This is a genomic window from Methylobacterium sp. TK26, assembly GCF_055361565.1.
Genome location: NZ_CM143965.1, coordinates 2,000,478 through 2,014,220 on the forward strand (window position 1 = coordinate 2,000,478; position 13,743 = coordinate 2,014,220).

At 69.5% G+C, this 13,743-nt stretch carries 13 protein-coding genes and 1 riboswitch; of the genes, 5 read left to right on the top strand and 8 right to left on the bottom strand.

Translation table 11 applies throughout. The features are described 5' to 3' along the window. The first annotated feature begins 42 nt into the window (after positions 1 to 42). Genes ACXJ1Y_RS09650 through ACXJ1Y_RS09660 form a run of 3 tightly spaced genes read left to right on the top strand, consistent with a single transcriptional unit; the run spans position 43 to position 2,639 of the window. The gene (locus tag ACXJ1Y_RS09650; RefSeq protein WP_463849803.1) at positions 43 to 984 is read left to right on the top strand and encodes an alpha-E domain-containing protein; all 942 of its coding nucleotides are present in this window, start codon (positions 43 to 45) and stop codon (positions 982 to 984) included. 50 nt (positions 985 to 1,034) lie between these two features. Continuing rightward, a complete protein-coding gene (locus tag ACXJ1Y_RS09655; RefSeq protein ID WP_463849804.1) occupies positions 1,035 to 1,859 on the top strand; it encodes a transglutaminase family protein in 825 nt (274 codons plus the stop codon). A gap of 27 nt (positions 1,860 to 1,886) precedes the next feature. Then, positions 1,887 to 2,639 carry a proteasome-type protease gene (locus ACXJ1Y_RS09660; protein ID WP_342164861.1) on the top strand — a complete coding sequence of 251 codons (753 nt, stop codon included), beginning with the start codon at positions 1,887 to 1,889 and terminating at the stop codon, positions 2,637 to 2,639. On the opposite strand, the gene ACXJ1Y_RS09665 is transcribed toward ACXJ1Y_RS09660, so the two are convergent. The 8 genes from ACXJ1Y_RS09665 to ACXJ1Y_RS09700 all read right to left on the bottom strand — a co-directional run bounded on the left by ACXJ1Y_RS09665 (position 2,615) and on the right by ACXJ1Y_RS09700 (position 11,701). Next, positions 2,615 to 3,247, bottom strand: a complete 633-nt coding sequence (locus ACXJ1Y_RS09665; protein ID WP_463849805.1) for a thiamine phosphate synthase — start codon at positions 3,245 to 3,247, stop codon at positions 2,615 to 2,617. The genes ACXJ1Y_RS09660 and ACXJ1Y_RS09665 overlap by 25 nt on opposite strands. Continuing rightward, positions 3,244 to 4,044: a thiazole synthase gene (locus ACXJ1Y_RS09670; RefSeq protein WP_463849806.1), complete on the bottom strand. Its 801-nt coding sequence runs from the start codon at positions 4,042 to 4,044 to the stop codon at positions 3,244 to 3,246. Before ACXJ1Y_RS09670 ends, ACXJ1Y_RS09665 begins: the two co-directional genes overlap by 4 nt. Before the next feature lie 3 nt (positions 4,045 to 4,047). Continuing rightward, a complete protein-coding gene (gene thiS / locus ACXJ1Y_RS09675) occupies positions 4,048 to 4,260 on the bottom strand; it encodes a sulfur carrier protein ThiS (protein ID WP_463849807.1) in 213 nt (70 codons plus the stop codon). Further along, positions 4,257 to 5,474: a glycine oxidase ThiO gene (gene thiO / locus ACXJ1Y_RS09680; RefSeq protein WP_463849808.1), complete on the bottom strand. Its 1,218-nt coding sequence runs from the start codon at positions 5,472 to 5,474 to the stop codon at positions 4,257 to 4,259. The genes thiS and thiO overlap by 4 nt, the downstream gene beginning before the upstream one ends. Before the next feature lie 68 nt (positions 5,475 to 5,542). Beyond that, positions 5,543 to 5,673, bottom strand: a riboswitch (TPP riboswitch). Positions 5,674 to 5,701: 28 nt separating this feature from the next. Beyond that, the gene (locus ACXJ1Y_RS09685) at positions 5,702 to 6,961 is read right to left on the bottom strand and encodes an adenylate/guanylate cyclase domain-containing protein (RefSeq protein WP_463849809.1); all 1,260 of its coding nucleotides are present in this window, start codon (positions 6,959 to 6,961) and stop codon (positions 5,702 to 5,704) included. 69 nt (positions 6,962 to 7,030) lie between these two features. Further along, the gene (gene rpoD / locus ACXJ1Y_RS09690) at positions 7,031 to 9,013 is read right to left on the bottom strand and encodes an RNA polymerase sigma factor RpoD (protein WP_463849810.1); all 1,983 of its coding nucleotides are present in this window, start codon (positions 9,011 to 9,013) and stop codon (positions 7,031 to 7,033) included. A gap of 218 nt (positions 9,014 to 9,231) precedes the next feature. Further along, on the bottom strand, positions 9,232 to 11,112 hold the full coding sequence (dnaG, locus tag ACXJ1Y_RS09695) for a DNA primase (protein ID WP_463849811.1): 1,881 nt from the start codon (positions 11,110 to 11,112) through the stop codon (positions 9,232 to 9,234). Positions 11,113 to 11,236: 124 nt separating this feature from the next. Continuing rightward, positions 11,237 to 11,701 (bottom strand): GatB/YqeY domain-containing protein, encoded by a 465-nt coding sequence (locus ACXJ1Y_RS09700; RefSeq protein WP_463849812.1) that lies wholly within the window; start codon positions 11,699 to 11,701, stop codon positions 11,237 to 11,239. A gap of 179 nt (positions 11,702 to 11,880) precedes the next feature. On the opposite strand from ACXJ1Y_RS09700, the gene carA reads away from it, so the two are divergent. Continuing rightward, on the top strand, positions 11,881 to 13,113 hold the full coding sequence (gene carA / locus ACXJ1Y_RS09705) for a glutamine-hydrolyzing carbamoyl-phosphate synthase small subunit (protein ID WP_463849813.1): 1,233 nt from the start codon (positions 11,881 to 11,883) through the stop codon (positions 13,111 to 13,113). Between the two features lie 119 nt (positions 13,114 to 13,232). Next, entirely contained in the window at positions 13,233 to 13,610 is a 378-nt protein-coding gene (locus ACXJ1Y_RS09710; protein ID WP_342164850.1) for a hypothetical protein, read from the top strand. The last annotated feature ends 133 nt before the right edge of the window (positions 13,611 to 13,743 follow it).

Below are 13,743 nucleotides of genomic sequence, written 5' to 3' on the forward strand. Positions count from 1 at the left end.
GACCGCGTAAGCCCTCCGGGGCCGGGACGATCGAGCCGCAACATGCTCTCCAGGACTGCCGACAACCTCTACTGGCTCTCGCGCTACGTCGAACGCGCCGACTTCGTCGCGCGCATCCTCGACGCCGCCCACCGCCTCGCCGCCCTCCCCTCCAGTTACGGGGAGAGCAACGAGTGGGAATCGGCGCTGGCCTCGGCCGGCGACCCGGAGCTGTTCAAGCCGCATTACAGTGTCGTGAACGCCGATACGGTGTGCGACTTCCTCGCCTTCAGCCCTCACAACCCCTCCTCGATCCGCTCCTGCATCGAGGCGGCGCGCGAGAATGCCCGTTCCGTGCGCACCGCCCTCACCACCGAGATGTGGGACGCGATCAACGGCGCGTGGCTCGAACTGCGCTCCTATGCCGGGCGCGAACTGAACCGCGACGAGTTCGGCCGCTTCCTCGATTGGGTGAAGACCGTCTCGCTCACCTATGACGGCTCGGCGTTCCGCACGATGCTGCGCAACGACGCCTTCTGGTTCACGCGGCTCGGCACGGCGATCGAGCGGGCCGACAACACCGCCCGCATCCTCGACGTGAAGTACCAGATCCTCCTGCCGCACGACGAGAAGATCGGCGGCAGCCTCGACTACTTCCAGTGGACGACGATCCTGCGGGAAGTGTCGGCCCTGACGGCCTATCACTGGGTCTACCGCGAGAGCGTGAAGCCCCTGCTGGTGGCGGACCTGCTCATGCTCAACAAGCAGATGCCGCGCTCCTTCGCCAACTGTTACGGCGTGATCGTGGAATACCTCGACCTCATCGCCGACGCCTACGGACGGCGCGGGCCGAGCCAGCGGCTGGCGGGCAACCTGCTCGCCAAGCTGGAGAGCGACAACATCGACCGCATCTTCAACGCCGGCCTCCATGAGTTCGTGGAGGCGTTCATCGTCGAGAACAACGGGGTGGGCGAAGCGATCGCCAAGCAGTATCTCGTCGGCTGAGTCCGGCCGGGGGCCGGGCATCTGTCGATCATCACAGGCGGGAAAGGCGCATGCGCATCCGCGTGGTCCATGAGACCAGCTACACCTACGAGCAGCCGGCACGGGGTCTGATCCAGATCCTGCGCCTGACGCCGCGCGACCATGACGGGCAATACATCCGCCGCTGGCGCATCGACACCTCCGTGGACGGTCGCCTGACCGCCCGCGAGGACGGGTTCGGCAACATCGTCCACTGGTTCACCCCGGACGAGGCGGCCGACGCCCTGATGATCCGCGTGACCGGCGAGGCCGATACCGACGACACGCACGGCGTCGTGCGCGGCTCGGTCGAGCGGCTGCCCGACCTGTTCTACCTGCGCGACACGGATTTCTGCGCCACGAGCGCCGAACTCCACGACCTCGCCGAGGAGGCCGCGCGCGGTGCCGAGGACCCGCTCGCCGTCCTCCACCGGCTCATGGAGGCTGTGCACGACGCGGTGAAGTTCGAATCGGGCCCGGCGAACGCCGCCGTCCCGGCCGCCAAGGCCCTGGCGGCGGGCAGCGGCAATTCGCAGGACATCGCCCATGTCTTCATCGCGGGCGCGCGGCACCTGAACATCCCCGCGCGCTACGTGGCGGGCTACCGCGCGCGCGACGACGGCGAGGCCGAGGTCGAGGCGCCGCATGGCTGGGCCGAGGCGCTTGTGCCGAATCTCGGCTGGGTCGCCTTCGACGCGGTCCACAAGATCAGCCCGTCCGAGCAGTACATCCGCCTCGCCATGGGGCTGGACTATCTCGGCGCGGCCCCGATCCGCGGCAGCCGCATGGGTGGTGGCACCGAGACGCTGGACGTGAAGCTTCGCGTCGAGCAAGGCAGGTCGGCCGTCCAGTGCTGACGCATCCCACGCCGGAACCGTGAACCCATGACCTACTGCGTCGGTGTCCTCGTCGAGGAGGGTCTCGTGATGGTCGCCGATACCCGCACCAATGCGGGGCTCGACGACATCTCGACCTACCGCAAGCTGCACCATTTCAACGTGCCGGGCGAGCGCGTGATGATGCTGGCCTCGGCCGGCAACCTCTCGATCACCCAATCGGTGCTGAGCATGCTGCAGGAGGGGGTGCCGGGCGACGAGGGCGAGCCCGCCCAACGTCTGATCGACGCGCCGACCATGTTCCAGGCGGCGCAGCTGGTCGGCCGGGCGATCCGCACGGTGCGGACCATCGAGCAGAAGGGATTCGAGGCCGCGAGCATCCGCTTCTCGATCTCGCTGCTGTTCGGCGGGCAGATCGGCAACGAGCCGATGCGGCTGTTCCTGATCTACTCGGCCGGCAATTTCATCGAGTGCAGCACCGACGCGCCGTTCCTGCAGATCGGCGAGCACAAATACGGCAAGCCGATTCTCGACCGGGCGGTGAAGTTCGAGACCGATCTCTACGACGCCCTCAAGGTGGGCCTCGTCTCGATGGATTCGACCATGCGCTCGAATCTCGGCGTCGGCCTGCCCATCGACATCGCCGTGGCCCGGCGCGGGGTGCTGACCCTCGAAGTGAACCACCGGATCGAGGCGGGCGAGGGCTATTTCCACGACCTGCGCGAGCGCTGGTCCGCTGCCCTGCGGGCCGCGCACCGGGCCATCCCGCGCCCGCCCTACGGGCCCTCGCCGCAGGGTTGAGCGGACCACGCGGCCAGGAGGCGGCGCGCGGCTTCGGTGGGATCGGGCGCCCGCATCAGCCCGCCCATGACGGCGAACCCCGACGCCCCCGCCGCGCGGCAGGGGACGAGCGTGTCCTCCGCGAGCCCCCCGAGGGCGACGACGGGCAGGCCGATGCGTCGCGAGGCGGTGATCGCCTCTGGCCCGAGAGCCGGTCCGTAGCCGGGCTTGCTGGCGGTGGGAAAAATCGGACTGAGCGTCACGTAATCGGCGCCCGCCTCGGCTGCCGCCGCGACATCGCGCACCGAATGCGCGGAGAGGCCGACCAGCAGCGTCGGCCCGGCCCGCTCTCGCAATCCCGGTAGGGCGGACATCGGCAGGTGAACCCCGTCCGCGCGGAGCGCATGGGCGAGGTCGAGATCGCCGCCGACGCTCAGGAAGCCCCCGGCCGCACGCACCACCGCCGCCACTGCCTCGCCGAGGCCGCGCCGTTCGTCCGCCGGCAGGTCGCGGTCGCGGAACCAGATCCAGCGCCCTCCTCCGGCCAGCACCGCCCGCACCGTCTCGGTGAGGGGGCGGGCCTGGCCGTGGCGGTCCGTCACCGCGAGCAGCGGCGACGGCAGGCTCACGAGCCGACGAGGCCGAGCTGCGGGCTCGACGGATCGGCCCGGCCCCGGCGCGGGATGCGCCCGGCGAGGTAGGCGTCGCGCCCCGCGTCGACGGCGCGGGCCATGGCGCGGGCCATCCGCACGGGATCGTCGGCCTTGGCGACGGCGGTGTTCACGAGGCAGGCGGCGGCACCGAGTTCCATGGCGATCACGGCATCGGACGCCGTGCCGATCCCCGCATCGACGATCACCGGCACGCCCGCCCGGCGGCAGATCAACTCGATGTTGGCCGGGTTGGCGACGCCCATGCCGGAGCCGATCAGCGAGCCCATCGGCATCACGGCGGCGCAGCCGATGTCTTCCAGCCGGCGGCAGACAATGGGATCGTCGTTGCAATAGGGCAGGACGGTGAAGCCCTCGTCCACGAGGTGGCGGCAGGCCTCGATCAGTTCGGCGACGTCGGGGTACAGGGTCTCGCGGTCGCCGATCACCTCGACCTTGATCCAGGTGGTGTCGAGCGCTTCGCGGGCGAGTTCTGCCGTCATGATGGCGTCGCGGGCGGTCTCGCAGCCGGCGGTGTTGGGCAGGAAGCGGCGGCCCTTGAGCAGGCTCACCGTGTCCGAGCCGTGTCCGCGCAGGGAGACCCGGCGGATCGAGGCGGTGACGACCTCGGCGTCGGACGCCTCGACCGCGTCGCGCATGATCGCCTGGGTCGGGTAGCCGGCGGTGCCGAGGAACAGGCGCGAGCCCAGGCGCACCCCGGCGATGACCAGGGCGTCGTCCTCTTCGGGGCGCAGCGGCGTGACGATGCTGTCCATGCTCTAGCCTCCCTGCATGGCGCGGACGATCTCGATGCGGTCGCCCGGCGTGATGGTGGTGTCCGCCCAGTCCTTCCGGCGCAGGACGCGGCCGTTGAGGGCGATGGCGATGCCCTGCGGCCCCTCGATCCCGGCTTCTTCCGCCTCGGCGGTGAACAGGGCCTCGACGGTGGCGGCTTCGCTCTCGCGGGGCTCGCCGTTGACGAAGAGCTTCACCGTGCGGCCCTCCTCGGCTCCGGTCGCGCGAAGCGCGCCAGGGTGAAGGCACGGGCCACGGCCGGCATGTCGCCCGTGGCCACGAGGTCGGCCACCGCATCGGCGGTGACGGGCGCCAGCAGATAGCCGTTGCGATGGTGGCCGGTGGCGACGACCAGCCCCGGTGCGATGGCATCGATGATCGGCGCGTCGTCGTCGGAGGTCGGGCGATAGCCGCTCCACACGGCCTCGACCGCCATCTCCTCGATGCCCGGCAGCACCCGCCGCGCGCCTTCGAGCAGGGCGTAGAGCCCGCCCGCCGTCACGCCCTCGCGAAACCCGCAATCCTCCACCGTCGCGCCGACGATGAGGTGCCCGTCGCTCTTCGGGGCCATGTGGACCTGCTCGGTCCAGACCATGCGCGACAGCGTGCCGGTCTGGCGCGTGGTCCGCAGGGCCAGGGCCTGCCCCTTCAGGGGGCGCACCGGCAGGGCGAGGCTGTCGGGCAGGAGCCCGCCCTCCCCGCTCCAGGCGCCGGCCGCGAGCACGATCATCTCGGCGGAAAGGCGCCCGGCTTCGGTCAGCACGCCGGTTACGCGGCCGCCCGACCAGTCGAGGCCGGTGACGGCCATGCGCTCGATGATCGTCACGCCCGCCGCCTCGCAGGCGCGCACCAGTGCCGCCATGACGAGGCGCGGATCGACCTGATGGTCGAGGGGGCATTGCACGCCCGCCGTCACCGAGGGGCGCAGCACGGGCTCAAGCCGGCGGATCTCGGTGCCGTTCAGCCACGTCGCGTCGAGGCCGGAGCGGCGCTGCAGATCGTAGCGGAAGCGCAGGCGCTCCACCTCGTCGCGGCCGACGGCGAGCACCAGCGTGCCGTCCGGCCGGTAGTCGATGGAGAGGCCGGAGGCGGCCTCGAGTTCGTCGCGGAAGCCGGGCCAGCGGGCGAGCGAGTCCATGGCGAGGGGCAGGAGCGGGTCGGAGCCGGGCTCATGCTCGGCGGCCGGCGCCAGCATGCCCGTGGCGGCGAGGCTCGCGCCGGAGCCGACGCTTCCCCGCTCGATCACCGTGACGGAGAGCCCCCGGGACGCAAGGCGCCACGCGCTGGCGAGGCCGATCAGCCCGCCGCCGATGACGGCGACATCCGCGCGCGCGGGCAGACCCGTCGTCCGGGCGTCGAGCCCCGGATCCAGGCGCTGTCCGATGGGTGAAACGGGCCTCGGAAGCCCCATGGCGACACTCCGCTTATCGGGCGGAGGGATGGGGCCGGATGCTTCGTGAAAAGCGATGGCCTGTCAGGACGACGGCCGCGGTCCAATCCCTACGCCGGTGTGAACCGGATCAGGTTCGAAGGATTTCCGCGCCGCAGGCCCGGTTAAGGGCATGCCATCGGTTTCTCAGCCCCTTGCCGGGGATCTCCCTGGAACAGAGGCAGATGTGGGCCCTCGCGCCGCCGGGGTCAATCCCGTTTGCGCGGCCGCAGGAACTTCGGCTTGAACACCGCCATCGGCTCCTCGAAGCCATGGAGCGTGTGGACGCCCACCGGCACCGGATCGCCCCACAGGAAGTCCACGAACGGCTTCGACATCAGAAGCTCCTCGCCGAGGCCCCGGTTGAGCTTGGCGAGCCGGCTCGCGAGGTTCACGTCGCGGCCGATCACTGTGAAGTCGAGGCGCGAGCCGGAGCCGACATTGCCGTAGGCCGCCTCCCCGTGGTGCAGGGCGATGCCCGCCTGGATCGGCACCGGGAACTGATGCAGGGCGTTCGCTTCGTCGATGGCCGCCAGGATGTGCTGCGCCGCCGTCAAGGCGCCCTTGGCCGCGCCGCCGAGGTCGTCTCCGCTCTCGCGAAAGATCGCCAGCAGTCCGTCGCCGAGGTACTTCAGCACCTCCCCGCCCTCGCCCTCGATGGGCGGGACGAGGCAATCGAAGAACACGTTGAGGAGGGCCACCGCCTCCTCCGGCGTCATGTCGGCGGAGATGCGCGTGTAGTCGCGCATGTCGGCGAACAGGATCGCGGAGCGGATGCGCGTGACCTGACCGCGCCGGATGTCGCCCGACAGGATCGCCCGGTGCGGCTCGTCGCCGACATAGACCCGCAGCACGTGGTCGAGCTGCTTGTTCAGCACCCGCATCTCCATCACCGCCGCGAGCGCGGGCATGATGAAGCGCAGGATCGCGATGTGCTCGCGCTCGAACCCCGTTGGGCACTTGGTGGCGAAGGTGATGCCGTTCTGCGTGCCGTTCGTGAAGAACAGCGGCGCGACGACGTAGTGCGTGAACCCTTCCGCCTTCAGGTCCGGAACGATGGCGTAGGCGTCGTCCGGCGTCTCGGAGAGGTCGAGGATCAGCCACCGGCCGGTCTGGTGGACCTCGGCGAAGGGGCTGCGGAGATAGGCTTCCTGCGAGCGGCTGCCGTGCGGGAAGAGCCGCACCGTGACGCCGCCGTTGCGCGTCCAGACCCGGCCGACGCCGGCATATTCCGAGTGCAGCGTGTCGATGGCGGTGGAGGCCCGGTCCACCGGAACGCCGATGTCGATCAGCCGCTCGGCGAGGCCTTCGAGCATGTGCTCGGCCTTGTCGATGCGGGCCCCCTCACCGAGCAGCCAGTCGCGGATGCCGACCGAGGGCTCCAGCGCGCCGAACGGGACGTCGCTGGTCTCGGAGCCGTCCGCATCGGCCGTCGGTGTTCCGGGCAGGGGCGGACGTCGTTCGAGCATGGCGCCAAGGTGGGATTCCGTCACGGCAAAGCAAGGCTTTGCCGTGAGCCGGCGGCACGGGCCGCCGACTCAGTTGTCGAGGAAGCTCCTGAGCTTCCGGCTGCGGCTCGGATGCTTGAGCTTGCGCAGCGCCTTCGCTTCGATCTGGCGAATGCGCTCGCGGGTCACGGAGAATTGCTGGCCGACCTCTTCGAGGGTGTGGTCGGTGTTCATGCCGATGCCGAAGCGCATGCGCAGCACGCGTTCCTCGCGCGGGGTCAGCGACGCGAGCACGCGCGTCGTGGTCTCACGCAGGTTCGACTGGATCGCCGCGTCGATCGGCAGGACGACGTTCTTGTCCTCGATGAAGTCGCCGAGATGGCTGTCTTCCTCGTCGCCGATGGGCGTTTCGAGGGAGATCGGCTCCTTGGCGATCTTCAGGACCTTGCGGACCTTCTCGAGGGGCATCGCCAGCTTTTCGGCCAGCTCCTCCGGGGTCGGCTCGCGGCCGATCTCGTGGAGCATCTGGCGCGAGGTGCGGACGATCTTGTTGATCGTCTCGATCATGTGGACCGGGATGCGGATGGTCCGCGCCTGATCCGCGATCGAGCGGGTGATCGCCTGCCGGATCCACCACGTCGCGTATGTCGAGAACTTGTAGCCCCGGCGGTACTCGAACTTGTCCACGGCCTTCATCAGGCCGATGTTGCCCTCCTGGATCAGGTCCAGGAACTGCAGGCCACGGTTCGTGTACTTCTTGGCGATGGAGATCACGAGGCGCAGGTTCGCCTCGATCATCTCCTTCTTGGCCTGCCGGGCTTCGCGCTCCCCCTTCTGGACCATGTTCACGATGCGGCGGAACTCGCCGATCTCGAGGCCGGTCTCGGAGGCGAGGTCGAGGATCTGCGCGCGCAGTTCCTTGACCTGCTTCTGGCCCTTCTCGACGAGGTTCTTCCACCCCTTTCCGCCGAGCGTGCCGACGCGATCCATCCAGGCCGCATCGAGCTCGTAGCCCTGGTAGTGGCGCAGGAACTCGTCGCGGGCGACGCCGTGGCTCTCCGCGTAGCGCATCAGCCGGCCCTCGTGGCCGATGAGCTGCTTGTTGATCGCGTAGAGCTGGCCGACCAGCGCCTCGATGCGGTTGTTGTTGAGCGATAGGGACTTCACGTCGGCGACGACAATGTCCTTCAGGTCGCCCTGCTTCTTGGTCTGTGCCGACGTCTTGTCGGCCACGGCGACGGACGCGGTCTCGGTTTGCGCCTTGCGCAGCTTGTGGTAGTTCTGGGCGATGGCGTCGAAGGTTTCGAGGACGCGCGGCTTGATCTCCGCTTCCATCGCGGCGAGCGAGACGTTGTTCTCGAGATCGTCCTCCTCGTCGCCCCCGTCGGGCGGCGTCGGCGCGTCGGCATCCTCGTCGGCCTCGCCCTCGGCCATCTGCGGCGCGTTGCGCCCGTCCGGCCCGGCATAGGTCGCTTCGAGATCGATGATGTCGCGCAGGAGGACTTTGCCCTCCACCAACTCATCGCGCCAGATGATGATGGCCTGGAAGGTCAGCGGGCTCTCGCACAGGCCGGCGATCATCGCCTCGCGCCCGGCTTCGATCCGCTTGGCGATGGCGATCTCGCCCTCGCGGGAGAGAAGCTCCACCGAGCCCATCTCGCGCAGGTACATGCGCACCGGATCGTCGGTGCGGTCGGTGGGCTCCTTGGTCGTCGTGGCCACGGCGACGGCGCGGGTCGACGTCACCTCCGCGACTTCGCCGCCTTCGGCCTCTTCCTCGTCGGCCTCGCCGCTCGCAGTCTTCTCGCCGGCGGCGGCCTCTTCGGTCTCCTCGGCCTCGACGACGTTGATGCCCATCTCGGACAGCTGGGACAGCACGTCCTCCAGCTGGTCCGGGTCGGACTGGCCCTCGGGAAGCACCTCGTTGACCTCTTCGTAGGTCACGTAGCCGCGCTTCTTCGCGAGCTTGATCATCCGCTTCACGGCGGCATCAGACAGGTCGAGGAGCGGCCCGTCGGTCTGCTGCTCGGGTGCAGCGTCCGCCTCGTCCCGTTCCGTTGCCTTCGTCGCCATGATGAGCCTATTGTTGTCCCGTTGCGGCGGATTGCGGAGGCATCGGGAGCCTGTCCACGCCTTCGACGCCGCGATGCAAAAACTGGTGCGAGTCGCGACGGATGACCGCGCGACCCATCTTCGTATGCAGCCTGACGCTTGACCTTGCGTTAACTAAGGCTTCCAGCGTGGAGCGGCCACAGCCGTTAGCCGCCTATAGCGCCAGCGCCCTATGGAAGTCACGGCGCGCCTCGCGCATCCGTCGCCGGAAGATCAGCCTCCGACTCCGCAGACAGCACGATTGCCAGCCTCTCTTTCACGTCGCAGACCCAAGTCCAGCCGGCGTCCGTCGGATCGGCTTCAAACGCCTGCCGGGCCTCGTGAAGTTCGCTATGTAGCGCTCCGGCCTGCCGGTGCAAGATCATCGCTTGGCGCAAGGCATCCGCGCACTGCGCCGGATCGCCCTGCGGATCGAGTTGCGCCCGCTCCCGCGAACGGGCCAGACCCAGCACGCGCTCTGCGGCCTCCACCAGTCCCGCGCGAGTGAGGCGTTCCTGCAACAGAGTCGCGTCAGGTAGCGTGTGCTCGGTGGCGCAGGCCAGCAGGACCGATACGACCGCCCGGCAATCCGAATCAGCGAAGTCCAGTTCCGCCAGTTCGTCGCCGAAGGTCGAGACCATCTCCGGGTGAACGAGGAAGGTCGCGGCGATCATCGATTCCCGCACGGGCGCGGCACCGCTGAACCCCGCCGAGGCGGTGACGGAGGCGCTGGGCGCCGCCCGCAGGCGCGGCGAGACCGGCTCGGGCTGCCGCCGGCCGCGCTCGCGGTTCTGCGGCGCGTTGCGCACGGGCTGGGGCGACAGTCCGCGCAGTCGCTCCTCGATGTCGTCGCGGTAATAGCGCCGCACCGTCTCGTCGCGGATCGTCGTGATGGTGGCGCGCAGGGCGCGGGCGAACCCGGCCCGGCGCTCCGGCGTGTCGACGGGCTGCGCCTCGACCGCCCGGCGCCAGAGCAGTTCCGACAGGGGGATGGCCGCTTCGAGCACGCGGTCGATGGCGGCGGGGCCGCCCGAGCGCAGGAGGTCATCCGGATCCTGCCCGGCCGGCAGCAGGGCGATGCGCAGGCTCTTGCCGGGCTCCAGCAGAGGCAGCGCGACATCGATGGCCCGGTGGGCGGCCCGCACGCCCGCGCCATCGCCGTCGAAGCAGAGCACCGGCTCGTCGGCATGGCGCCACAGCAGGGCCAGCTGGTCCTCGGTGAGGGCGGTGCCCAGCGGCGCCACCGTTTCCCCATGGCCCGCGAGCGTCATCGCGATGACGTCGACATAGCCCTCGACAGCGATGATCGAGCTGCGCTCGTGCGCGGCCTTCCGCGCGTTGTGCAGGTTGTAGAGCATCCGCCCCTTGTGGAAGAGCGGCGTCTCCGGGGAGTTCAGGTATTTGGCGCGCACGTCCTTCGCGAGCGCCCGGCCGCCGAAGGCCACGACCCGGCCGCGCAGGTCGGTGATGGGGAACATCACCCGGTCGCGGAAATAATCGTAAGGCACGGCGACGTCCTCGCCGCCCGCGAGCAGGCCGAGTTCGACCATCGTGTCGCGCTCGACGCCCTTGCCGGCGAGATGGTCCCGCAGGGCGTAGCGCTCGTTCGGCGCATAGCCGAGGCGGAACCGGGCCCTCACCTCGTCGCCGAGGCCGCGCCGGTCGAGATAGGCGCGGGCGTCCGTGCCCTTGGACGAGCGCAGGCGCTCCTCGAACCACGCGGCGGCCATCTCCATGACGTCGATGGCGGTGGCGCGTCGCTTCTCGCTCTCGCGCGATTCCACGGTCGGCGCGGGCAGCGGGACGCCCGCCTCCCCCGCCAGCCGCTCCACGGCCTCGGGGAAGCTCAGGCCCTCCGTCTCCATCAGGAAGGTGAAGACGTCGCCGTGCTTGCCCGACGAGAAGCAGTGGTAGAACTGCTTCTGGTCGTTCACGTAGAAGCTCGGTGTCTTCTCGGCGTTGAACGGCGACAGCCCGCGCCATTCGCGTCCCGCCTTCTTCAGCTGGACCCGGCGGCCGACCACGGCCGAGGCCGGAAGCCGGGCGCGGATTTCTTCCAGGATGTGCGGCGGATAGCGCAAGGGTATCGCGGGGCAGAGGTCGGGACCGGCGAGTATAGCGCGTCCGACCCCACGGAGTCCCGGCCCGCCCGCCGCCCCGCCGGGGGATTGCGGGCAGAACCGCGATGTTGCTCCGTGCCGACCCTCACGCCTTCGCGGCGAGGGCTTCCTTCACGAGGCCGCTCGCCTTGGCGAAGTCCATTCGGCCGGCGAAGGTGCCCTTCAGGGCGCCGATCACCCGGCCCATGTCCTTCGGCCCGGCCGCGCCGGTCTCCAGGATGGCGGCCTCGACGGCGGCCTTCATCTCGGTCTCGTCCATCTGCTTCGGCAGGAAGCTCTCGATCACCACGATCTCGGCGCGCTCGTTCTCGGCGAGTTCGGGGCGTCCGGCCTGCTCGTAGACGGTGGCCGATTCGTTGCGCTGCTTGATCATCTTCTGCAGCAGCGAGAGGATGTCCTCGTCCGAGGCCGGACCCTTGCCGAGGCCGCGCGCCTCGATATCCTTGTCCTTCATGGCGGCCTGGATCATCCGCACGGTGGCGAGGCGGCCCTTGTCGCCGGCCTTCATGGCTTCTTTCATCTCGGCGGTGAAACGCTCGCGCAGCTGCATCTCGAAGTCCTTCAGAGGGTGTGGAAAGCGGGCGGCTGCCCCGCGACGACGGGCGTTGAACGGCACGCGAGTTGCAGCCACATTGACCGCATCACACGCCGCAGTCTTTAAGACGCGCCGGATGGATCCGCGCGCGCCGCAAGGCGCCGGATGCCGACGAGATAAGCGAGAAGGTCCCGATGCTGCAAGACGACGGCGCGTCCGCGCACCCCACGGCCGAACCCGCGCCCTGGTCCGAGCCCGTCGCCACCGCCCTTCTGGTGCTGGCGGACGGCACGATCCTCGAAGGATTCGGCATCGGCCAGACCGGCGTGGCCGATGGCGAGGTCTGCTTCAACACCGCCATGACGGGCTATCAGGAGATCCTGACCGACCCGTCCTATGCCGGGCAGATCGTGACCTTCACCTTCCCGCATATCGGCAATGTCGGCACCAACGACGAGGATCTCGAAAGCCTCGATGCGGCGCCGGCCTCCGGCGTGCGCGGCGCCGTCATCGCCTCGGCGGTGACGAAGCCGTCGAGTTGGCGCTCGTCCTCGCATCTCGACGGCTGGCTGCGGGCGCGCGGCATCGTCGGCATCACCGGGGTGGATACGCGGGCGCTCACCGCACTCATCCGCGACAAGGGCATGCCGAACGCCGTCATCGCGAACGATCCCAACGGACAGTTCGACCGCGACGCCCTCAAGGCCCGCGCTGCCGCCCTCGCCCCGATGGAGGGGCTGGACCTCGTGCCGCCGGTCACGAGCCGTGAGACGTCCGAATGGTCGGAGACCGTCTGGGCGCTCGGCAACGGCTACGGCAAGCGGCCGCCGGGCACGGGCCTGAAGGTCGTGGCCATCGATTACGGCGTGAAGCGCAACATCCTGCGGCTGTTGGCGGAGGCGGGCTGCGACGTCACCGTCGTGCCGGCCACCACCAAGGCCGAGGAGATCCTGGCCATGAAGCCGGACGGCGTGTTCCTCTCGAACGGCCCCGGCGATCCGGCCGCGACCGGCGAGTATGCCGTTCCGGTGATCCGCAAGCTGCTCGAAGAGAAGGTGCCGACCTTCGGCATCTGCCTCGGGCATCAGCTCATGGGGCTCGCGCTGGGCGGCCGCACGGTGAAGATGGGCCAGGGCCACCACGGCGCGAACCATCCGGTGAAGGACAAGACGACCGGCAAGGTCGAGATCGTGTCCATGAACCACGGTTTCGCGGTGGACCCGGCGAGCCTGCCGGCCTCGGCGGTCGAGACACATGTCTCGCTGTTCGACGGGTCGAATTGCGGCCTGTCGCTCACCGACCGCCCGGCCTTCTCGGTGCAGCACCACCCGGAGGCCTCGCCCGGCCCGCGCGACAGCCACTACCTGTTCGAGCGGTTCGTGGCGCTGATGCGCTCGGGCAAGCCGGAATCGGTCCCGCAGGCCTGATCCCGAGACTGCCCCATCGGGGTCACAAAAACCCCGAATTCGGAAGGCTTATCCCCCGCCAACGGCTTGAGACGGCGACGCCATCGCGATCGCGCCGGCCGCGGCGGGGGATGATCCCAATGATTGCCAGACAGGCAAGCGACGACTTCTCGCGTCTGCACCGTGCCTTCAGCTTCCACCTCGGCGTGGCGACGGCCCTGGCTTGGCTCACTGCCCTCTACGCGGCGGCTTATGCCCCGTGGGTGCGCAACATCCGCGCGCTGATCGACCCCGTGGCCGGGCTCGACCGGATCGAGAGCACCTTCTCCTACCTCTTCGCCATGCCGGCCGTGCTGGCGCTCGCCTGGGTCTCCATCGTCGCCGGGCGCGAGAGCCTGCGCCGGGCGCAGACCCTGCCGAACGTCGCCGTGGAGTTCGCCGCCGCCGCGGTGGTGGCCTTCGGCGTGTTCTACCTCGCCATCGACCGGGCCATCGCGGCGCTTTTCGCCGCCGTCTGAGTGGATAGGCCGGCATCCTCCTTGCGTTGAGCGGCCGCGCGCCCTTGTCTCGGGTGCGGAGCCCCGTGTAAACGCAGGGCTCAACGACAATCCCGCCGTGCGTCCGGTCGTGGGGTTATGCCCGACGACGGGG

Excerpts from the sequence above, each read along its gene's own strand:
- ACXJ1Y_RS09650 (WP_463849803.1), top strand. The coding sequence starts at position 43 with ATGCTCTCCAGGACTGCCGACAACCTCTACTGGCTCTCGCGCTACGTC.
- ACXJ1Y_RS09655 (WP_463849804.1), top strand. The coding sequence starts at position 1,035 with ATGCGCATCCGCGTGGTCCATGAGACCAGCTACACCTACGAGCAGCCG.
- ACXJ1Y_RS09700 (WP_463849812.1), bottom strand. The coding sequence starts at position 11,701 with ATGCAGCTGCGCGAGCGTTTCACCGCCGAGATGAAAGAAGCCATGAAG.
- ACXJ1Y_RS09685 (WP_463849809.1), bottom strand. The coding sequence starts at position 6,961 with ATGCTCGAACGACGTCCGCCCCTGCCCGGAACACCGACGGCCGATGCG.
- rpoD (WP_463849810.1), bottom strand. The coding sequence starts at position 9,013 with ATGGCGACGAAGGCAACGGAACGGGACGAGGCGGACGCTGCACCCGAG.
- ACXJ1Y_RS09670 (WP_463849806.1), bottom strand. The coding sequence starts at position 4,044 with ATGGACAGCATCGTCACGCCGCTGCGCCCCGAAGAGGACGACGCCCTG.
- ACXJ1Y_RS09710 (WP_342164850.1), top strand. The coding sequence starts at position 13,233 with ATGATTGCCAGACAGGCAAGCGACGACTTCTCGCGTCTGCACCGTGCC.
- ACXJ1Y_RS09660 (WP_342164861.1), top strand. The coding sequence starts at position 1,887 with ATGACCTACTGCGTCGGTGTCCTCGTCGAGGAGGGTCTCGTGATGGTC.
- thiO (WP_463849808.1), bottom strand. The coding sequence starts at position 5,474 with ATGGGGCTTCCGAGGCCCGTTTCACCCATCGGACAGCGCCTGGATCCG.
- carA (WP_463849813.1), top strand. The coding sequence starts at position 11,881 with ATGCTGCAAGACGACGGCGCGTCCGCGCACCCCACGGCCGAACCCGCG.